This window comes from Sphingomonas sp. 179-A 2A2 NHS (assembly GCF_045371305.1).
Lineage (GTDB): Bacteria > Pseudomonadota > Alphaproteobacteria > Sphingomonadales > Sphingomonadaceae > Sphingomonas.
Genome location: NZ_JBIQDE010000001.1, coordinates 208,610 through 228,874, shown reverse-complemented (window position 1 = coordinate 228,874; position 20,265 = coordinate 208,610). Strand labels below are relative to the sequence as shown.

Annotated in this window: 16 protein-coding genes; all 16 read left to right on the top strand. The window is 67.9% G+C overall.

Annotated features, from left to right (window positions below; genetic code table 11):
- Positions 1-5: 5 nt before the first annotated feature.
- The 16 genes from ACH0AE_RS01125 (at position 6) to ACH0AE_RS01050 (ending at position 20,265) form a co-directional block, all read left to right on the top strand.
- Positions 6-1,697, top strand: coding sequence for a peptidoglycan D,D-transpeptidase FtsI family protein (locus tag ACH0AE_RS01125; RefSeq protein ID WP_406875381.1), 1,692 nt, complete (start codon positions 6-8; stop codon positions 1,695-1,697).
- Positions 1,694-3,115 (top strand): UDP-N-acetylmuramoyl-L-alanyl-D-glutamate--2,6-diaminopimelate ligase, encoded by a 1,422-nt coding sequence (locus ACH0AE_RS01120; RefSeq protein ID WP_294441964.1) that lies wholly within the window; start codon positions 1,694-1,696, stop codon positions 3,113-3,115. Before ACH0AE_RS01125 ends, ACH0AE_RS01120 begins: the two co-directional genes overlap by 4 nt.
- The gene (locus ACH0AE_RS01115) at positions 3,105-3,233 is read left to right on the top strand and encodes a hypothetical protein (RefSeq protein WP_294441965.1); all 129 of its coding nucleotides are present in this window, start codon (positions 3,105-3,107) and stop codon (positions 3,231-3,233) included. The genes ACH0AE_RS01120 and ACH0AE_RS01115 overlap by 11 nt, the downstream gene beginning before the upstream one ends.
- A 97-nt stretch (positions 3,234-3,330) precedes the next feature.
- Entirely contained in the window at positions 3,331-4,701 is a 1,371-nt protein-coding gene (gene murF / locus ACH0AE_RS01110) for a UDP-N-acetylmuramoyl-tripeptide--D-alanyl-D-alanine ligase (protein ID WP_294441966.1), read from the top strand.
- Positions 4,701-5,771: a phospho-N-acetylmuramoyl-pentapeptide-transferase gene (gene mraY, locus ACH0AE_RS01105; protein ID WP_294441967.1), complete on the top strand. Its 1,071-nt coding sequence runs from the start codon at positions 4,701-4,703 to the stop codon at positions 5,769-5,771. The genes murF and mraY overlap by 1 nt, the downstream gene beginning before the upstream one ends.
- Complete coding sequence (gene murD / locus ACH0AE_RS01100; RefSeq protein WP_294441968.1) at positions 5,768-7,060, top strand: UDP-N-acetylmuramoyl-L-alanine--D-glutamate ligase; 1,293 nt, start codon at positions 5,768-5,770, stop codon at positions 7,058-7,060. Before mraY ends, murD begins: the two co-directional genes overlap by 4 nt.
- On the top strand, positions 7,057-8,283 hold the full coding sequence (gene ftsW, locus ACH0AE_RS01095; RefSeq protein WP_406875380.1) for a putative lipid II flippase FtsW: 1,227 nt from the start codon (positions 7,057-7,059) through the stop codon (positions 8,281-8,283). Before murD ends, ftsW begins: the two co-directional genes overlap by 4 nt.
- The gene (gene murG / locus ACH0AE_RS01090; protein ID WP_294441969.1) at positions 8,280-9,425 is read left to right on the top strand and encodes an undecaprenyldiphospho-muramoylpentapeptide beta-N-acetylglucosaminyltransferase; all 1,146 of its coding nucleotides are present in this window, start codon (positions 8,280-8,282) and stop codon (positions 9,423-9,425) included. Before ftsW ends, murG begins: the two co-directional genes overlap by 4 nt.
- Positions 9,422-10,840, top strand: coding sequence for a UDP-N-acetylmuramate--L-alanine ligase (murC, locus tag ACH0AE_RS01085; protein WP_294441970.1), 1,419 nt, complete (start codon positions 9,422-9,424; stop codon positions 10,838-10,840). Before murG ends, murC begins: the two co-directional genes overlap by 4 nt.
- On the top strand, positions 10,837-11,775 hold the full coding sequence (murB, locus tag ACH0AE_RS01080; protein ID WP_294441971.1) for a UDP-N-acetylmuramate dehydrogenase: 939 nt from the start codon (positions 10,837-10,839) through the stop codon (positions 11,773-11,775). Before murC ends, murB begins: the two co-directional genes overlap by 4 nt.
- Positions 11,742-12,704 carry a D-alanine--D-alanine ligase gene (locus ACH0AE_RS01075; protein ID WP_294441972.1) on the top strand — a complete coding sequence of 321 codons (963 nt, stop codon included), beginning with the start codon at positions 11,742-11,744 and terminating at the stop codon, positions 12,702-12,704. Before murB ends, ACH0AE_RS01075 begins: the two co-directional genes overlap by 34 nt.
- Entirely contained in the window at positions 12,701-13,612 is a 912-nt protein-coding gene (locus tag ACH0AE_RS01070; protein ID WP_294441973.1) for a cell division protein FtsQ/DivIB, read from the top strand. Before ACH0AE_RS01075 ends, ACH0AE_RS01070 begins: the two co-directional genes overlap by 4 nt.
- Positions 13,613-13,642: 30 nt before the next feature.
- The gene (ftsA, locus tag ACH0AE_RS01065; RefSeq protein ID WP_294441974.1) at positions 13,643-14,902 is read left to right on the top strand and encodes a cell division protein FtsA; all 1,260 of its coding nucleotides are present in this window, start codon (positions 13,643-13,645) and stop codon (positions 14,900-14,902) included.
- A gap of 107 nt (positions 14,903-15,009) precedes the next feature.
- The gene (ftsZ, locus tag ACH0AE_RS01060; RefSeq protein WP_294441975.1) at positions 15,010-16,530 is read left to right on the top strand and encodes a cell division protein FtsZ; all 1,521 of its coding nucleotides are present in this window, start codon (positions 15,010-15,012) and stop codon (positions 16,528-16,530) included.
- A gap of 112 nt (positions 16,531-16,642) precedes the next feature.
- On the top strand, positions 16,643-19,090 hold the full coding sequence (locus ACH0AE_RS01055) for an SPOR domain-containing protein (RefSeq protein WP_294441976.1): 2,448 nt from the start codon (positions 16,643-16,645) through the stop codon (positions 19,088-19,090).
- Positions 19,087-20,265 (top strand): deoxyguanosinetriphosphate triphosphohydrolase, encoded by a 1,179-nt coding sequence (locus ACH0AE_RS01050; RefSeq protein WP_294441977.1) that lies wholly within the window; start codon positions 19,087-19,089, stop codon positions 20,263-20,265. The genes ACH0AE_RS01055 and ACH0AE_RS01050 overlap by 4 nt, the downstream gene beginning before the upstream one ends.

The window sequence follows — 20,265 nt, the reverse complement described above, 5'->3', positions numbered from 1 at the left end:
GCCCCATGCGTGCCGCCGAACAGCGGCAGGCGCTGCTCGCGACACAGCACCAGCGGCTGATGATGCTGCTGCTGCTGTTCACGGCAGCGATCCTGCTGGTGATCGGGCGACTGGCGATGCTCGCGTTTGACGGCGGCCCGCGCCGGTCGGCCGCGATCAGCACCGCGCCGCGCGGCGATATCGTCGATCGCAACGGCGCGCAGCTGGCGCGCACGATCGATGCGTGGACGATCGGCGTTCACCCGAACAAGCTGCTCGGCGACCGGATGGAGATCGCCAAGCGCCTCGCCGACCTGATGCCCGATGTCGGCGATCAGGCGCGCTTCTACCGGTTGATCACCAAGCCGGTGACCTTCACCTATCTCAATCGCCGCGCATCTCCGGCCCTGGTCCAGGCGGTGAATGCCATCGGTGAGCCGGGCATCGTTTTCGAACGCGAGACGCAGCGGCTGTACCCGCAATCCTCGCTTGCCGCGCACGTGCTCGGCTATATCGGCACCACGCAGAAGGATCCTGTCGTTCGCGGACGGCTGGGCATGGAGCGGGCGCTGGAGGAGCGGCTGACCAACCCTGCACTCTCCGGCACCCCCGTCGCGCTCTCGATCGACAGCCGCGTCCAGGCAGCGATGGAAAGCGAGCTTGGCCGGGCCATGTCGACGATGCAGGCGCGCGCCGCCGCCGGCATCGTGCTCGACGTCGACACGGGCGAGGTCATCTCGATGGTGTCGCTGCCGCTGTTCAACCCGAACCGAGTCGGCATGGCGGGCAGCGAACAGCTGCGCAACACCGTCACCCAGAGCGTTTACGAGCTGGGTTCGGCGTTCAAGCCGATCGCCATGGCGACCGCGATAGACAATGGCATCGTCACCGATATGTCGCGTCGGTTCGACGCGACGGCGCCGATCCAGGTCGGCCGCTTCCGGATCAAGGACGACCACGCTCAGAACCGCTGGCTCAACATCCCGGAAACGCTGATCCACTCGTCGAACATCGCCACTGCCCGCGTCGCAGACGAGATCGGCGCCGCGCGTATGCAGGACATGTTCCGCAAGATGGGCTTCGACACGAAGCCCGATACCGAGCTGATCGAGAAGGGCCGCCCGCTCTGGCCGCATTATTGGGCGCGGACCACGGTGATGACGACCGCGTACGGCCACGGCATTGCGGTGACGCCACTTCATCTCGCCAATGCCTATGCCACGCTCGTCAACGGCGGCATCTGGCGCCCGACCACGCTGCTGAAGGTGGCGCCGGGCCATGCGCCGAAGGGCCGCCGCGTTCTGAAGGAGGAGACCAGCGCACGGCTTCGGCAGCTGCTCCGCCTGATCGTCACCAACGGCACGGGGCGAAAGGCCGAGGCCCCAGGCTACCGCGTCGGTGGCAAGACTGGCACTGCCGAGGCCGCTGAAGCTGGCGGCTATGCCCGCAACCGCAACGTTTCCACCTTTGCGGCGGTGTTCCCGATGGATGCGCCGCGCTATGTGGTGCTGACTATGATGGACAGCCCGAAGCGGGTGCAGGAAAACTCCTTCCAGACCACCGCCGCCTATACCGCCGCTCCCGTCGTCAGCCGTGTGATCAGCCGGACCGGCGCGATGCTGGGCGTCATTCCGGACGCGAATCGCGACATCGACCTTGGTGAACTGCCAAACCTCTTGTGGCACGCTCCTGGCGACAAGAAGGTCGCCGCAGAATGAAGCTTGGCGACCTCATTCCCGACGGCGGCGATCAGACCGTCACCGGGTTCGCAATCGACCACCGCAAGGTCGCGCCGGGCACCATCTTCGGCGCATTCGAGGGCCAGCGGGTGAACGGAGAGGATTTCATCCCCGCTGCGATCGCCGCCGGCGCCATCGCGGTCGTCGCCCGCCCTCAGGCCGTCGTTGAGGGTGCGCTTCACATTGCTGATCACAACCCCCGCGCGCGCTTCGCAGAACTGGCGACGACGTTCTTTGCGCCTTTCCCAGAAACCGCGGTTGCGGTGACCGGAACCAACGGCAAGACCTCGACGGTCGAACTGACGCGCCAATTGTGGCGCATGGCCGGACACCATGCCGCCTCGATCGGCACCCTCGGCGTCACCACGGCGGACGAGCGGGTGACGACTGGCCTTACGACGCCCGACGTCGTCACGTTCCTCTCCAATGTCGCCGGGCTCGCGCGGGAGGGCGTGACGCATGTCGCCTTCGAGGCATCGAGCCACGGGCTGACGCAATATCGCACCGAAGGCCTGCGTGTGTCCGCTGCCGCCTTCACCAATCTCAGCCGCGATCATCTCGACTATCACGGTGACATGGCGGCGTATTTCACCGCCAAGCTGCGGCTCTTTTCGGAAGTGCTGGCGCCCGACGGCACCGCCGTCGTCTGGGCTGACGATCCCCATTCGGACCGGGTGATCGATCTTGCCCGCCAGCGCCGCAACCGCCTGATGACGGTGGGCGAGCATGGCGACGACATCCGGCTTGTCTCGCGCGATCCGACGCTGCTCGGGCAGGGGCTGGTCATCGCAGCCGGGGGCGCCGAGCATCATGTGAAGCTGCCGTTGATCGGCGCTTACCAGGCAGCGAATGCGCTGATGGCTGCAGCGTTGGTGATCGCGACGGGCGGCGATGTCACGGCCACGATCGCTGGCCTATCCCGGCTGCAGCCCGTGCGTGGTCGACTGGAGCGCGCCGTGATCACCGCCAGCGGAGGGCCGGTCTATGTCGATTACGCGCATACGCCCGACGCACTGGAGGCGGCGATCGCCGCGCTTCGCCCGCACGTCACTGGCCGGCTGATCCTCGTCTTTGGCGCCGGCGGTGACCGCGATCAGGGCAAGCGCGAACCGATGGGGGCGATCGCCCAGGCGCTGGCCGACGTGGTGATCGTGACGGACGACAATCCGCGAAGTGAGGATCCGGCCACGATTCGCGCCGACATCCTGAAGGCAGCGCCTAGCGCGGTCGAACATGGCGATCGCCGCGGCGCCATCCGCCTCGCCATCGAGCAGGCGGGACCGGAGGACATCGTGCTGATCGCCGGCAAGGGACATGAACAGGGGCAGATCGTCGGCGATCTCGTCCTGCCGTTTGATGACGTGAGTGTAGCCAGGGAGGTTGCAGGTGAAGCATAAGTTCGTGACCCCGTCGAAGCCCAATGCCAGCGAGGGTGAGAAGCGCCCGCGCGAGCGCCGCACCCTCGGCGTGCGGTATGAGCTGGTGACGGGTGACAGCGTCAGCGGGCTGCGTTGAACCGCGCGGCGGCACCGCGTTCTCTCTCCCTGGCCGGGGTACGCCCCGGCCTGTCGATACTGGACCCGGCCGTCCGCCGCGGTGGTATAGGCGCGCGATGACTCTCTGGACCTCTGATGACATCGCCGCCGCTACGCACGGCGTCGCCCACGGCAGTTTTGCCGCGAGCGGCGTCGCTTTCGATTCGCGCGAGGTGGGGCCGGGTGACCTCTTCGTCGCGTTGAAGGGCGAGGCCACGGACGGCCACCGCTTTCTAGAGCAGGCCTATGCGCAAGGCGCGGCCGGCGCGATCGTCTCTGCCGGCGCAGCGGGGCCGCATGTCGCCGTCTCCAACACATTCGCGGCTCTCGAGGATCTCGCGCGCGCCGCCCGCGCGCGCACCAAGGCGCGGATCATCGGCGTCACCGGCTCGGTCGGCAAGACGTCGACGAAGGAGGCGCTGTTCGCTGCGCTGGATCGCGGCGCGCGCGGCGCGGTGCACCGTTCGGTCAAGAGCTACAACAACCACACCGGCGTGCCGCTCAGTCTCGCCCGAATGCCGGCCGACTCTCGCTTCGGCGTGCTTGAGATGGGCATGAATCATCCCGGCGAACTCGCGCATCTAACCACGCTCGTCCGCCCCCATGTTGCGATCGTCACCGCGATCGCGCCGGCGCATACGGAATTCTTCCCCGACGAAGCCGCGATCGCCGATGCGAAGGGGGAGATCTTCCGCGGGCTGGAGCCTGGCGGCGTCGCCATCATCCCCTTCGACAGCCCGCATCGCGATCGACTCATCGCGGCGGCCCGGCCGTACGCAGCACGCATCGTCACCTTCGGCTCCGCGCCTGATGCCGATGTTCGGCCGATCGAGACGATGCCGGTGAAAGGCGGCGGCACGTTCGTTACCGCGCGGATCGGCGAGCGCGAGCTGAGCTTCACCGTGGCGCAGCCCGGCGCGCATTGGGTGTCGAATGCACTCGCGTTGCTGGCGGCGGTGGACGCGGTGGGCGGCGATCTGGCGCTTTCCGGGCTGGCTCTCGGTGATCTCGGCGGCCTGCAGGGACGCGGCGCGCGACTCGAAGCACAGGTGCAGTGCGGCGACATCCTCGTGATCGACGAAAGCTATAACGCCAACCCCGCTTCCATGGCCGCGACCCTTGCCGTCCTGGGTGCCGAGCCCGGCCGCCACGTCGCTGTTCTTGGCGAAATGCGCGAGCTGGGCGAGGCCTCGGCCGACTATCACGCGGCCCTTGCTGGCCCCATTGCGGCGGCCCGCGTCGAAGCGGCGCTCTTGGTCGGCGAAGCGATGGCCCCTCTTGCGCAGGCGCTTGAGGGAAAGACGAAATTCGTCCATGTGCGCGACGCCGCGGCGGCGCTGGAGGTCCTTCCGGATATGCTCGCGCCGGGTGACGCGGTACTCGTCAAGGGATCGAATGGGGTAGGGCTGTCGCGGATCGTCGCGGCGCTTGCCGGGGGCATGGCTTAGTGTTGTACTGGATCGCCGAGCAGCTCGGGTTTCCGAGCGTCCTCAACCTCATCCGCTATCTGTCGTTTCGCGCCGGCGCCGCCATCGCGACCGCGCTGTTCATCGGCCTGATCATCGGGCCGAAGTTCATCGGCTGGCTGCGCGTGCGGCAGGGCAAGGGGCAGCCGATCCGGGCCGACGGGCCGCAGACTCACCTCGCCAAGCGCGGCACGCCGACGATGGGCGGGCTGATGATCCTGACCAGCCTTGCGCTGTCGATCCTCATCTGGATGGATCTGCGAAACCCGTTCGTCTGGGCCTGCCTGTTCGTGACTCTCGGCTTCGGCGCGATCGGCTTCCTCGACGATTACGACAAGGTGCGAAAGGCGACCACCGCCGGCGTGCCCGGGCGCGTCCGCCTGCTGCTGGAATTCATCATTGCCGGCGTCGCGGCGTGGATCATCAGCTACGAGAACGGCACGGCGCTCTACCTGCCGTTCACCAACCGCATGTATATCGACCTGGGGTTGTTCTACCCGCTGTTTGCGGCCTTCACGATCGTCGCCTTCGGCAATGCGGTGAACCTGACGGACGGGCTGGATGGCCTGGCGACCATGCCGGTGATCATCGCCTCGGTCGCGTTCATGCTGATCGTATACCTCGCCGGTAACGTGAAGTTCGCCGATTACCTCGGCATTCCGCATGTCGCACGGGCGGGCGACCTTGCCATCTTCTGCGGCGCGATGATCGGGGCCGGCCTCGCATTCCTGTGGTATAATGCGCCGCCCGCCGCGGTGTTCATGGGCGATACCGGCAGCCTTGCGCTTGGCGGGGCGCTTGGCACCATCGCGGTCGTCGCACATCACGAGATCGTGCTCGGCATCATCGGCGGCCTCTTCGTTGTCGAGGCGATGAGCGTCATCATCCAGGTGTTCTGGTACAAGCGGACTGGCCGGCGCGTGTTCCGCATGGCGCCGATCCATCACCATTTTGAGCAACTGGGCTGGAGCGAGCCGACCGTTGTGATCCGTTTCTGGATCATCAGCCTTGTTCTGGCGCTTGCCGGCCTGTCGACGCTGAAACTGCGGTGATCGTCTCCCCCGCCTGGGCCGGCAAGCGCTACGCGGTGCTGGGGCTCGCGCGTTCGGGCCTGGCGACCGTGCGCGCGCTGGCGCAGGCTGGCGCGCATGTCGTCGCTTGGGACAGTAACGCCGAGGCGCGCAGCGCGGCGGAGCAGATCGACGGCGTCATCGTCCATGACATTGCCGCACTCACGCTGACCGGCGCGGCGGGCCTCGTCGTCTCCCCCGGCGTGCCGCTCAACACGCACCCGCTGGCCGCCAAAGCGCGGGCGGAAGGCGTGCCGGTCATTGGCGATATCGAGTTGTTCGCGGAGGCCCGCTCGGGCCTGCCACCACACAAGGTGGTCGGCATCACCGGCACCAACGGCAAATCGACCACCACCGCGCTCGTCACGCACATCCTGAAGACGGCCGGCGTGCCGGCGCTGATGGGCGGCAATATCGGGCTGCCGATCCTCGCGCAGGATCCGTTGCCGGAAGGCGGCGTCTATGTGCTCGAACTGTCGAGCTACCAGATCGACCTGACGTCGCGGCTCGATTGCGACGTCGCCGTGCTGCTCAACATCACGCCCGATCACCTCGATCGCTACGATGGGTTCGAGGGCTATGCCGCGTCCAAGGCGCGGCTGTTCGCCATGCAGTCGGCAGATCACGCGGCGGTGATCGGCACCTCTGACGCGCCCTCTTCGGCTATCGCAGGCACGATCGAGGCGGCGGCCAAGCGCCTGATCCGGATCGCGCCGGAAGTCGGCGTGGATCAGTCCGGTTGGCCCTCCCTTCAGGGTCCGCATAACGCGCAGAACGCGCTCGCCGCGATTGCCGTGTGCCAGGCGCTCGGCATCGCCGAGGATGACATCCAGCGCGGCCTTGCCAGCTTCACTGGCTTGCCACATCGCATGGAGAAGATCGGCGAGGTGGCCGGCGTGGCTTATGTCGATGACAGCAAGGCCACGAACCCGGAAAGCACCGCGCCAGCGCTCGGCGCCTTCGATCGCGTGCACTGGATCGTTGGCGGACGCGCGAAGGGTGAGGATCTCGACGCTTGCGCGCCCTATTTCGGGCATGTCGTACGTGCCTACACGGTCGGCGAGGCCGGGCCGGTGTTCGCCCGCGTGCTCACCGGCAAGGTGCCCGTTGAGGAAGCGGGAACGCTGGAGGCGGCGGTGCGCCGCGCGGCAGAACTTGCGGCACCGGGGGAAACGGTGCTGCTGTCACCGGCGGCCGCATCATTCGATCAATTCCGCGATTACGAGCATCGCGGCCAGGCATTTCGTGAAGCGGTAGGGGGCCTCGCGTGACCGAATTGTCGAACAGGGCCGGCCTGCGCGGCCGGTTCAAGGAGCGGGGCGGCCGGGGCGATCGCTCGCCGCTCGGCACGTGGTTCTGGGATACCGATCGGCTGCTGCTGCTCCTCACCTTCGCGCTGATCGCGGTCGGCTTGCTTTCCGTCGCGGCGGCGTCGCCGGCGAGCGCGGTGCGCTATTCGGGCGAGCAGTTGAAGATCCCGCCGCTTTACTACTTCTGGCGCCAGGTGATGTGGGTGCTGGTGTCCTTGCCGGTGCTGATCGGCGTTTCGATGCTTCCGGTGAACGTCGCACGGCGCGCAGCGGTGATCGGGGCGGCGGCGTTCAGCGTGATGCTCGTGCTCGTGCTGATACCCGGCGTTGGCGTCGAGGTGAACGGTGCAAAGCGCTGGCTCGGTGTCGGCGTCGCCCAGTTCCAGCCGTCCGAGTTCCTGAAGCCCTGCTTCATCGTCACCGTCGCCTGGCTGCTCTCGCTGCGCTCCAAGGACGAGAGCCTGCCGCTCACCGCGATCACCTGCGGCATGACGGCAACGGTCGCATTGCTGCTGATGCTCCAGCCCGACTTCGGCCAGACAATCGTGTTCGCGACCGTCTGGATGGTGCTGCTGATGATCGCCGGCACGCCGATGCGCACGCTCGCCGCCTTCTTCGCCATGGCGCCGGTCGGGCTGGTCGCGGCCTATATGTTCTACGGCACGGCGCGTGCGCGCATCGACGCCTTCCTGTTTCGCGATCCGAACGAGGCGGAGGGTGCGCACTTCCAGACCGACGCCGCGCATGCGACGCTGACGTCCGGCGGCTGGACCGGGACGGGACCCGGCGCGGGCACGGTGAAGTTCGGCCTGCCCGAAGCGCATACCGACTATATCTTTTCGGTGATCGGGGAGGAGTTCGGCCTTCTTGCCTGCATGGTAATCGCGGTGCTGTTCCTCGCCATCGTTGTGCGGGTGTTCGTGAAGATGCTGGACGAGCAGGACGGGTTCAAGCTGCTCGCGGCGTCGGGGCTGGCGACCCAGTTCGGCGTCCAGGCTCTGGTGTCGATGGCGGTGAACACCGGCCTCGCACCCTCCAAGGGGATGACCTTGCCGTTTATCAGTTATGGTGGTTCGTCGATGATCGCGCTCTCGCTTGGCATGGGGCTGTTGCTGGCGTTCACCCGTCGCAATCCGTTCCTGCTGCGCAGCCCCTATGTCACGCGCTGGGGGCCGGCGGCATGACGCGCGCGCGCCACTTCGTTCTGGCTGCCGGTGGCACCGGCGGTCACATGGTGCCGGCCGCTGCGCTTGCCGAAGAACTGATGCGTCGCGGCCACCGCGTCGCGCTGGTCAGCGATGCGCGCGGCGTGCGCTTCCCCGGCCTGTTTGAAGGCGTGCAGACCCACGTGCTGCCAGCCGGTCGCTTGGCTGGCGGCCCGCTCGGCTGGGCCAAGGCGGCGCGCGAGATGTGGCGCGGCCGCGCGATGGCGCGCCAGCTGTATCGCACATTCCGGCCGGCCGCGGTGATCGGCTTTGGCGGCTACCCCGCTTTCCCGGCACTGGCCGCCGCCTTCGCCGAAAAGATCCCGACCGCGGTGCACGAGCAGAATGCCGTGCTTGGCCGCGTAAATCGGCTCGTCGCCGCCCGTGTCGACGCGATCGCCACCTCTTATGCCAAGACGGAGCGGTTGAAGCCCAAGTTCGAAGGCAAGACGCACTATATCGGTAATCCGGTGCGCGACACCGTGCTGGCCCTGCGCGCCAAGCCTTATCCGCTGCTGGAAGAGGATGGCATCTTCCGTCTGCTCGTTACCGGAGGCTCGCAAGGCGCGAGCGTCCTTTCCAAGGTGGTGCCCGACGGCCTCGCAATGCTGCCGGTCGCCTTCCGTCGGCGCCTTCAGGTGACGCATCAGGCGCGCATCGAGGATATCGATGCCGCACGCGCCAAGTACGCCGAGCTTGAGATTGCCGCCACGCTGGCCACCTACCTCCCCGATCTGCCGGAGGAGCTTGGCTGGGCGCATCTGGTGATCGCGCGCGCGGGAGCGTCGACCATCTCGGAACTGACCGCTGCTGGCCGCCCCGCGATCCTGGTGCCGCTGCCCGGTGCCACGGACGATCACCAGACGGCGAATGCGCGCGAGATCACCGCAGCGGGCGGGGCGCGGACGATTCCGCAAAGCGCCTTTACGCCCAGCGAACTGGCCAAACAGATGCAGAAGCTCGGCCTCGATCCGGCCGCGCTGCAGAATGCCGCCGGCCGCGCCCGCGGCTGTGGCAAGCCCGATGCCGCACGCGATCTTGCCGATCTGGTCGAAAGCCTTGATTCGCCGCTCACGCCGCTGCCGGTCGGGCCGGCAGTGAAGAAGGAGGCGTTTGCGTGAAGGGTGTTGCGACCGACATCGGTACGATCCATTTCGTCGGTATCGGCGGCATCGGCATGTCCGGCATCGCGGAGGTGATGCACAATCTCGGTTATGCAGTGCAGGGCTCCGACGTCGCGGAAAGCTACGTTGTGGAGGGCCTGCGCAGCCGCGGGATCAAGGTAACGATCGGCCACGATGCGGCCAACGTCGATGGCGTTGCCGTGGTGGTCACCTCGACCGCAGTGAAGCGCGGTAACCCGGAAGTCGAAGCTGCGCTCAGCCAGCGCATACCGGTGGTGCGCCGGGCGGAGATGCTGGCCGAGCTGATGCGGCTGAAGTCCACCGTCGCGGTTGCCGGCACGCACGGCAAGACGACGACCACCTCGATGATCGCCGCGCTGCTCGACGCTGGCGGCGTTGACCCGACCGTCATCAACGGCGGGATCATCAACAGCTACGGCTCCAACGCCCGCCTCGGCGACAGCGACTGGATGGTGGTGGAAGCCGATGAGAGCGACGGCAGCTTCCTCCGTCTCGATGGGACGATCGCGGTCGTCACCAACATCGATCCCGAGCATCTCGATCACTACGGCAGCTTCGAGAGGGCGAAGGACGCCTACGTCGAGTTCGTCGAGAACGTGCCCTTCTACGGCGCGGCGCTGTTGTGCCTCGATCATCCGGAAGTGCAGGCGCTGATCCCGCGCGTCCGCGACCGCCGCATCGTCACCTATGGCTTTGCGGCCAGCGCTGACGTGCGCGGCGTCAATGTCGCGCCCTACCCGGGGGGTAACCGGTTCGAGGCGATCATCCGCCATCGCGACGGCACCAGCCGCTCGATTGAGGGCATCGACCTGCCGATGCCTGGCCGTCACAATGTGCAGAACGCGCTTGCCGCGATCGGCGTCGCGCTTGAACTCGGCATCGACGACGCGACGATCCAGAAGGGGTTCGAGAAGTTCAACGGCGTGAAGCGCCGCTTCACCAAGGTTGGCGAGGTCTCGTTCGCTGACGGCGGCACCGCTGCGGTGATCGACGATTACGGCCACCATCCGGTCGAAATCCGAGCCGTGCTCGCCGCCGCGCGTGAATCGGCGCAGGGCCGCGTAATCGCCGTGGTGCAGCCGCACCGCTACTCGCGCCTCGGCAATTTGATGGACGAGTTCCAGGGCGCGTTCAACGATGCCGACGCGGTCTATGTGACCCCGGTTTACGCCGCGGGCGAGGCGCCGGTGCCCGGTGTCGACGCCGATGCGTTGGTCAGCGGACTGCGCCACCGCGGGCACCGCGCCGCGGCGATGGTGGCCGATGCCGATGCGCTTGCAACCGCGCTCGCTGCGGAGGTGCGCCCCGGTGATCAGATCGTCTGCCTGGGTGCCGGCGACATCACCAAATGGGCCGCTGGCCTCGCACCCGCGATCGAGGCACGGCGGTGAGCGCAATCGACGAAACCACGCCCGGCCCGAGCACCGGGGACGCTGCGACCACGCGCGCGCCGGTGCAAAGCCGCCTCACGCAAAACGCGCCGCTCGCCCCGCTGGTCTGGTTCAAGTCGGGCGGCCCGGCCGAATGGCTGCTGGAGCCGGCGACCGTGGATGATCTCGCGAAGTTCCTCGCCAACCTCGATCCCGCCGTTCCGGTGATGCCGCTCGGCCTCGGCTCCAACCTGATTGTGCGCGACGGCGGCGTACCCGGCGTCGTCGTTCGCCTCGGCAAGCCCTTCGCCAAGGTCGAGGTGGTTGACGCGACGACGCTGCGCTGCGGCGGCGGCGCGAGCGGCATCCTCGTGTCGTCGACCGCGCGGGACGCGGGCATCGCCGGCGTCGAGTTTCTCCGCTCGATCCCCGGCACCGTCGGCGGCTTCGTGCGCATGAACGGCGGCGCCTATGGCCGTGAGACCGCCGACATCCTGGTCGAATGCGATGTCGTGCTTCGCTCGGGCGAGCTGGTGACGCTCCCCGCCGCCGACCTCCATTACAGCTATCGCCATTCGGAGCTGCCCGATGGCGCGATCGTGGTCAGCGCCACCTTCCGTGGCCAGCCGGGCGATCCGGCCGCGATCCAGGAGGAAATGGACCGCATCGCCGCCAGCCGCGAGGCGTCGCAGCCGCTGCGTTCGCGCACCGGCGGCTCCACCTTCAAGAATCCGCCCGGGCACAAGGCCTGGGCGCTGGTCGACGAGGCAGGCTGCCGCGGGCTGAAGCGTGGCGACGCGCAGGTCAGCGAGAAGCATACGAACTTCCTCCTCAACCTCGGTAACGCGACCAGCGAGGATATCGAAGGACTGGGGGAGGAGGTGCGCGTACGGGTGAAGGAGAAATGCGGCGTGACCCTCGAATGGGAGATCCAGCGCGTGGGGGTAGCATCGTGAGCCTGTTGCATATTGTCGTGCTGATGGGCGGCTGGTCGGCCGAGCGCGACGTATCGCTGTCGTCCGGCGCCGGCATCGCCGAGGCGCTGGAATCGCTTGGTCATCGCGTCACCCGGATCGACATGGATCGCAACGTCGCCGCGCGCCTTGCAGAGGCCGCGCCCGATTTGGTGTTCAATGCGCTGCATGGCTCGCCCGGCGAGGATGGCTCGATCCAGGGCCTGATGGACATCATGGGGCTGCGTTACACGCACAGTGGCCTCGCCACGTCCGTCATCGCCATCGACAAGGTGCTGACGAAGCAGGCCCTGGTGCCGCACGGCGTACCCATGCCCGGCGGCCGTATCGTCGCGACGGAGGATCTCTATGCCGCGGATCCGCTTGCCCGGCCGTATGTGCTGAAGCCGGTGAACGAAGGCTCGTCGGTCGGTGTCGCGATCGTCACGGACGAGGGGAATTACGGCAATCCAATCAGCCGCGAGGCGAGCGGGCCATGGCAGGAGTTCGACGAGCTTCTCGCCGAGCCGTATGTGCGTGGCCGCGAATTGACGACGGCGGTGCTCGGCCATCGCGCGCTCGGCGTCACGGAGCTTCGGCCCAAGTCCGGCTGGTACGATTACGATGCCAAGTACACCGAGGGGATGACCGAGCATATCTTCCCCGCCCCGGTGCCGGACGACATCACTGAAGCGTGCAAGGCGATCGCGCTGCGCGCGCACCAGTTGCTCGGCTGCAAGGGCTGCAGCCGCGCCGATTTCCGCTGGGATGACGAGCGCGGCGTCGACGGCCTGTTCCTGCTCGAAGTGAACACGCAGCCGGGGATGACGCCGCTCAGCCTGGTGCCCGAACAGGCGCGCCATATCGGCATGAGCTATCCCGAGCTTGTCCAGGCGATCGTCGATGAAGCGCTGAAGGATCACGTGCAATGAGCCGCGCGATCAAGCGGGACACGCCGCGCCGCCCAACGGTACGCCGCCCCCCGCCCAAGCAGTCGCTCGGCGATCGCATCATCGCCAAGTTGCCGGTCAGCGAGGCGACGCTACGCCGCGCGGTGACGTGGACGATCCTGGCAACGACCGGCGCCGTGGCGATTGCCACCGCCACGTGGTTCGGCGTGCCGGCCGCGGTTGGCGCGGCGGTGGCGGACAGCACAGGCCAGCTTGGCCTTCGGGTCGAGCAAGTCGACATCACGGGCCTGAAGCGGATGAACCGCGAGACGGTCTATGCCGTCGCGCTGGAGGATCAGCCGAAGGCCATGCTTCGCGTCGATCTCGATCAGATCCGCGAGCGCCTGCTCGCCTACGGCTGGGTTGCGGACGCCTATGTCTCACGCCGGCTGCCCGATCGACTGCTGATCCATATCGTGGAGCGGGAGCCGGCGGCGATCTGGCAGAACGGCGGCAATCTGACGCTGATCGACGCGCAGGGCGTGCCGCTGGAGGCCGTAGACCGCAACCACATGCCAGATTTGCCGCTGGTGATCGGCCCTGGAGCGGATCGGCAGGAGGCCGCATACCAGCGCCTTCTCGCCGCGGCGCCGGCGCTGAAGCCACGGGTGAAGGCGGCGACGTGGGTGGGCAATCGCCGCTGGGATCTCACCTTCGATACTGGCGAGACGCTCGCCCTGCCGCAGGAGGGCGCCGCGGCGGCGCTGGTGAAGTTCGCGCAGCTCGACGGCGCCCGCTCCCTGCTCGGCAAGGGATGGCTTCGCTTCGACATGCGCGATCCGGCAAAACTCGTGGCGCGCAAGCCGGGCGCGGACATGGAGCATCAGGTGCCCGATGGGGACGGGGCCGCGATCGATCCGGAACGACTGGCCCGGGTGGGCGACGCATAACGACGACGGGCAGGCAACAGGGAACAGGCAATGGCGAAGGCAGCACCGGAAGGACTGATTACCGCACTCGACATTGGCACGTCGAAGGTGTCGGCGATGATCGCGCAGCGCGGCGACGGCGGCGAACTGATCGTGCTCGGCACCGGCCAGCGCGAGTCGAAGGGCGTGAAGCGCGGCTACATCGCCGACATGGCGCTAACCGAGGTCGCCGTGCGCGAGGCGGTGGCGCAGGCGGAGCGGATCGCCGGCTTCAACATCGAGAACGTCTGGGCCGGGTTCTCGGCCGGCGGGCTCGTCAGCGACGAGGCGTTCATCGAGGTGGAGCTGAACGGCCATCGCATCGAGCAGCAGGATATCGACGCGCTGCTGCAGGAAGGTCGCTCGGCGATCGACCCGCAGGGCCGCATGGTACTGCACGCACAGCCCGCGCTCTATACGTTGGATGGCCTCACCGGCGTGAAGAAGCCGCTCGGCCTCCATGCCGATCGCTTGGGCGTGCACATCCACGTCATCGCCGCCGATGGTTCGCCGGTGCGCAATCTTGACCTCACCGTCCGCTCCGCGCATCTCGAGGTGAAGTCGATCATCGCCTCGCCGGTCGCGACCGGGCTCGCCTGCCTCAGCGAGGAGGAACGGGACCTTGGCGTTGCGCTGGTCGAGATCGGTGCCGGAATCACGAATGTATCGCTCTTCGCTGGCGGCATGCTCGTCGGCCTGAAGTCGCTCGCGATCGGCTCGTGCGACATCACGGACGATATCGCATCGGCATTCGGCACCACGCGCAGCCAGGCGGAGCGGATGAAGTGCTTCCACGGCTCGGCCAATGCCTCCCCGCGCGATAACCACGAGATGATCACGATCCGCCCGGGGGCGGGGGACGATGACGCCGACCCGCTGCAGATCACCAAGGCTGCGCTGATCGCGGTCATCCGCACGCGGCTGGAGCATCTCGTCAACGAGATTCAGAATGCGCTGAAGGAACTGAAGTTCGAAGGCCCTGTCGGCCGCCAGGTGGTGCTGACGGGCGGCGGCGCGGAGCTGAAGGGCATTGCCGATTACGCGCAGCAGGTGCTCGGCCGCTCGGTGCGCGTCGGCCGGCCGCGCGGGCTGACCGGCCTGCCCGATGCCCATGCCGGGCCGGGCTTCGCCACCCTTGCAGGCCTTGCCTTCTTCGCGGCATCTGATCCGGTCGACCTGCGCGGTCTGGTGCCCCAACAGCAAATGGTGGTGCGACAAAAGGGGCTTGGCGCGTTGAAGCGGTTGTTCCAGGCGGCGAAGGCGAATTATTGATCGCGCAGTGCCGCTTTTCGGCTGGCACCTACGCTTTCAATGCTGCACTAAGATCAATGGCGATGGCGGGCCAGTGTTTCGTGCCCGAAATGACGGAGTAATTTGCGATGGGCATTGAATTCATTGCACCCGAAGTTGACGAACTGACCCCGAAGATCGCGGTTGTCGGCGTCGGCGGTGCGGGCGGCAACGCAATTGCCAACATGATGCGGGCAGATGTGCAGGGCGTCGACTTCTTGGTCGCGAACACCGATGCCCAGGCGCTGAAGCAATCGATCGCGCCGCAGAAGATCCAGCTTGGCGCGAAGATTACGCAAGGTCTTGGTGCGGGCAGCCGTCCGGAGATCGGCCGCGCCGCCGCCGAGGAGACGATCGAGCAGGTGTCAAAGCTGCTTGAGGGCGCCCATATGTGCTTCATCGCGGCCGGCATGGGCGGCGGCACCGGCACCGGCGCCGCGCCGGTGATCGCCAAGGCCGCACGCGACATGGGAATCCTGACCGTCGGCGTCGTGACCAAGCCCTTCGCCTTCGAAGGCAAACGCCGCGCGAAATCGGCCGAGCAGGGCATCGAGGAACTGCAGAAGTTCGTCGACACGCTGATCGTCATCCCGAACCAGAATCTGTTCCTGATCGCCAACGCCAACACCACCTTCAAGCAGGCTTTCGAGCTGGCGGATGAGGTGCTGCAGCAGGGCGTGCGCGGCATCACTGACCTCATGGTCATGCCGGGCCTCATCAACCTCGATTTCGCCGACGTCCGCTCGGTGATGCAGGAGATGGGCAAGGCGATGATGGGCACCGGCGAGGCGGAAGGCGACGACCGCGCGCTTGTTGCCGCGCAGAAGGCGATTGCCAATCCGCTGCTCGATGGCGTGTCGATGCAGGGTGCGAAGGGCGTCATCATCTCGATCACCGGCGGCGAGGATATGCGCCTGCTCGAGGTGGACGAGGCTGCGAATCACATCCGCGAACTGGTTGATCCGGACGCGAACATCATCTGGGGTTCGGCCTTCAACCCGGATCTGGAAGGCCGTATCCGAGTCTCGGTGGTCGCCACCGGCATAGAGGCCGTCGAGCGCACCGAGGCGCCGGTCGCTGAGCCCGGCCGCGCGTTCAGCTTCTCGGCACCGCGCCGCATCGACACTCCGGCCACCGCACCTGCCGCCGCCACGCCGGCCGCACCTGCTGCTTCGACCACGCCGGCGCCCGCACCGCAGCCGACCGGTGCTGCCGCCGGTGCGATGGCGAGCGGCGTGCCGACGCCCGGCGCCTCGCCCGAGGTTCAGCCGGCTCCTGCCGTTCGCGAAGTCGAGGACGAGGCTGGCGGCGACGAGCTGCTGCTAGGCGCCGACACGATCGTTCCCGCCACGCCGTCGGCGTCCACGAAGCCCGCCCAGCCGCGCGTGTTCGGGGATGACGAGCCGACGGAGGCACCGCGCCGCCGCTTCCTGTCGGGCGGCAGCGAGGCGGGCGCCGAAGGCATCCCGCCGCAGCCGCGCGTGAAGCTCGGCGGCACGCTGTTCGAGCGGATGCAGAACGCCTCGCGCGGCACGCAGCGCAAGGAAGAGGAAGAGGGCAAGGACTCGCTCGACATCCCGCGCTTCCTTCACCGCCAGAACAACCAGTAATCATGGGCGCGGGCGGCGGCCGGCGTTCGTCGGCCGCCGCGTGCAGCTTGGCGCGCGGTGGCGCGGGGCTCATTGCCGGTTCATCGTGCCCCGTTGTAAGCGCCTGACGCTCATGTCGATTTCTCGCCCTCTCATCATCGCCGTCGCCCTGACGGGCGCCCCGGCGGCACTTGCTCAGACCTCGCCCGCGCCGGGCATGGTGCAGCCGCTGCAGACCATGCCGCGCCCTACGCCGGACGCGGATGCGCTCGCCAATGCGATGCGCCGACTCGGCACCAACCCGCGCGACCTGTCGTCGCTGATCGAGGCAGGCGAGCTCTCGCTGCGGCTTGGTGACGTGAATGCCGCGGCCGCGCTGTTCAAGCGCGCGGAGAACGTCGATCCGATGAACGGCCGCGTTAAGGCCGGCATGGCGCGGATCCTCGTCACGCAGGAGCGCCCTGGCGAGGCGCTGCGCTATTTCGACCAGGCAATCGGCTACGGCCTCGATCCGCGCACCTTCGCTGGCGATCGTGCGCTCGCCTACGACCTGATCGGCGAACAGGAGCGGGCGCAGCGCGACTACCGAGTCGCGCTAAAGCAAGCACGCAGCGACGAGGTTGAGCGCCGCTATGCCCTGTCCCTTGCCTTGTCCGGCAAGCGTGAACAGGCGCTCGCCGAGATCGATCAGCAGGTCCGCAAGAACGATCGCAGTGCGTGGCGCACGCGCGCCTTCATTCTGGCGCTGACCGGGGATGTGCCGGGCGCGGAGAAGATCGCGGCGACGATGATGCCGCCGGGCATGGGGAATGCGCTCGCGCCGTTCTTCTCACGGCTCGGCACGCTCAGCCCGGCGGACAAGGCGTTCGCTGTTCATTTCGGAGAGCTTCGCGCCTCGCCGCAGCGACTGGCCGATCGCCGCATGGCGCCGCCGCTCCCGGCGCTGCCGCCCGAGTACCCGCCGCCGGTCCAGGTCGCCGCCGCACCGGCGCAGCCGCCGCAACGCGCGCTCGATCCGCGTCAGGAGCGTCAGCGCAAGCGAGACGAGGCGCGTCGCCAGCGCGAACTCGCCCGTGAACAGGCGCGGGCGCGTCGCTCGGGCCGCACCACTGCGCCAGTGGCGGTCGCCAGTGTCGCCGCCAAGGCGTCGGCTGATCCTGCCGCCACGCTTCAACCGCCGCGTTACGGCAATGGCGTCACTTTTGCGGCGCCGAGCGCCGTCGTGCAGTCGCTGCCCAACGCGCCAGCATCCTCACAGCCGGCGCCGACAGTCGCCCAGGCGCCGACGCCCTCGCCCTCGAGCACCTACGCGGCAACTCGCACGACGCCGGCGCCCGCTGCGACGACGTCCACTTACAGTACCTCAGCACCGTGGCGCCCGGCGTCGCAAACGGCCGGAGCCAACACTACCACGTCCACGACATCGAGTTCGACGCCCGCTCCGGTAGCGCAGGCGCCCTGGCGTCCGGCTTCGCAGACTGGCGGAGCAAGCGTAGCCTCGACCACGCCGGCATCGAGGCCTGCGCCGGTGGCACAGGCTCCCTGGCGCCCCGCGTCGCAAACGGGTGGCGCGAGCGTTGCCGCGACCACCGCGGCCCCGGCGGCGCAGGCTCCTTGGCGTCCTGCCGCGCAGGCGGGCGCAGCCAGTGCTGTATCGGGGACCACGCCCACATCTGTCGCAGCGACGACGGGCACACGCAGTGGGCTCACCACCACGGCTAGTTCTACGCCGCAGCCGGGCTTCTCCAGCAGCGCGCCATCAACCACGGTCACGAACAATTTGGCGAGCGCGTCGGCGCCGAGTGCCACCACGCCGGCCGGTGCCACGGCAGCGGCCAGCTCGCCCCCCGTCGCGACCGGCCTCAGCGAGGATTCGATCCTCGCGCGCATCATGGCCGGCATTTCAATCCCGGCGGAGGAACTCGGCGTGCCGCCGGTGCGGCCACAGCCGGTCCGCGAGGTTGCCGCCGCACCCGCGCCGACGCCCGCACCAGGCGCTGGGACCGCGGAGCCGGCCCGTGCGGCGCCCGAACGTCCCTTGCCGACGACGCGCGTCGCCCAGGCCGCAGCACGCGAGCCGACGCCCAAGCCGACTGCGACCCCCACTCCGACGGAAAAGGTGACGCCCTCCAAGTCGAAGGCGGGCACGGCGCTCGCCAAGGCGGATACCAAGACGGAGAAGGAGCCTTCGGTCGATCCGAAGAAGGCCGCAGCGGATCGCAAGGCGGCTGCCGAGAAGAAGGCGGCCGATGCCAAGAAGGCTGCCGAGGCCAAGAAGGCGGCTGAAGAGGCGCGCATCGCCAAGTCCGAGCCGTCGCGCATCTGGGTTCAGGTGGCTGGCGGTGCGAACCAGAAGGATCTGCCCAAGGCGTGGAGTTCGGCGCAGGCCAAGGCTCCCGCGCTCAAGGGCAAGACCGCCTATACGACGCCGCTGCGCGCCACGAACCGCGTCGTCACCGGCCCGTTCAAGACCGATGCGGAGGCGCGGTCCTTCGTCAACACGCTCGCCAAGCAGGGCATTGCCGCATTCCCCTTCACCAGCGAGAAGGGCCAGAAGATGACGAAGCTTTCTGACAAGTGAGTGGGCTTGCGTCCTGGGCTTCCGACCCTGCGCACAGCAAAGGCCGCCTTCACGAAGAACAAAGCAAGTCCGCGGCTGGCGTGGAGCGCGGCCCGCGTGATGCCTATCAGCGCGATCGGGACCGGATCGTCCATTCGATCGCCTTCCGTCGCCTGCGCCACAAGACGCAGGTGTTCCTTGCGCCCGACGGCGACCACTTCCGCGTCCGGCTAACGCACAGCCTGGAGGTGGCGCAGATCGGCCGAACCATCGCGCGTGCGCTCGGGCTGAACGAGGACCTGACGGAAGCGCTGTGCCTCGCGCACGACATCGGCCATCCCCCCTTCGGCCACGCCGGCGAGGATGCGCTGAAGGAAGCCATGCAGGGGGCAGGGGGCTTCGACCACAACGGCCACACCCTGCGCACGCTGATGCAGATCGAGCGCGCCTATCCCCGGTTCGATGGGCTGAACCTCACCTGGGAAACGCTGGAGGGCCTCGCCAAGCACAATGGCCCGGCGCGCCATCCCGGCTGGGCCCTGGCGGAAGCGGACGCGCTGGCGAACTTCGGTCTCGACGGATGGTCCAGTCTCGAGGCGCAGGTTGCCGCGCTTGCGGACGACATCGCCTATGACAATCACGACATCGACGATGGCCTTCGGGCCGGGCTCCTGTGTGTCGATCAGCTCCTCGCCGTGCCGCTGGTGGCGAGTGGCTGGGACAAGGTCCGCGCCGCCTTCCCGGAGGTGAGCGAGCGCCGGCAGGCGCGCGAGCTGGTGCGCAGCCAGATCGGCGTGATGGTGAATGATCTCATCGGGGAAACGCAGCGGCGGATCACGGAGGCCCGCGTCGAGACAGTCGCCGACGTGCGCGCCGCCGTACGTGCGCTGGTCGCCTTCTCGGATCCGATGCGGATCGCCGAACGCGACCTGAAGCGCTTCATGTACGCCAATCTGTATCACCACCCGCGTCAGCTGGAGGCGGCAGCGGCGGCGCAGCAGGTGGTGTCCGGGCTGTTCGCCGCTTTCCGCGCCGATCCTGCGGCGCTGCCCGAGGAATGGCGCATCCGGCTGCCCCCCGACGAGCCTGGGCTTAGCCGCCACATCGCCGACTATATCGCCGGCATGACCGATCGTTACGCCGTGCGCGAATATTGCCGGGTCGTCGGCCCGGTCAGCATGCCCGAAGGCTTCTGA

What these genes read in the sequence shown, in the direction of transcription:
- ACH0AE_RS01125 (WP_406875381.1), top strand. Translation starts at nt 6, where the DNA reads ATGCGTGCCGCCGAACAGCGGCAGGCGCTGCTCGCGACACAGCACCAG.
- ACH0AE_RS01120 (WP_294441964.1), top strand. Translation starts at nt 1,694, where the DNA reads ATGAAGCTTGGCGACCTCATTCCCGACGGCGGCGATCAGACCGTCACC.
- murF (WP_294441966.1), top strand. Translation starts at nt 3,331, where the DNA reads ATGACTCTCTGGACCTCTGATGACATCGCCGCCGCTACGCACGGCGTC.
- murG (WP_294441969.1), top strand. Translation starts at nt 8,280, where the DNA reads ATGACGCGCGCGCGCCACTTCGTTCTGGCTGCCGGTGGCACCGGCGGT.
- ACH0AE_RS01075 (WP_294441972.1), top strand. Translation starts at nt 11,742, where the DNA reads ATGGGAGATCCAGCGCGTGGGGGTAGCATCGTGAGCCTGTTGCATATT.
- ACH0AE_RS01070 (WP_294441973.1), top strand. Translation starts at nt 12,701, where the DNA reads ATGAGCCGCGCGATCAAGCGGGACACGCCGCGCCGCCCAACGGTACGC.
- ftsA (WP_294441974.1), top strand. Translation starts at nt 13,643, where the DNA reads ATGGCGAAGGCAGCACCGGAAGGACTGATTACCGCACTCGACATTGGC.
- ftsZ (WP_294441975.1), top strand. Translation starts at nt 15,010, where the DNA reads ATGGGCATTGAATTCATTGCACCCGAAGTTGACGAACTGACCCCGAAG.
- ACH0AE_RS01055 (WP_294441976.1), top strand. Translation starts at nt 16,643, where the DNA reads ATGTCGATTTCTCGCCCTCTCATCATCGCCGTCGCCCTGACGGGCGCC.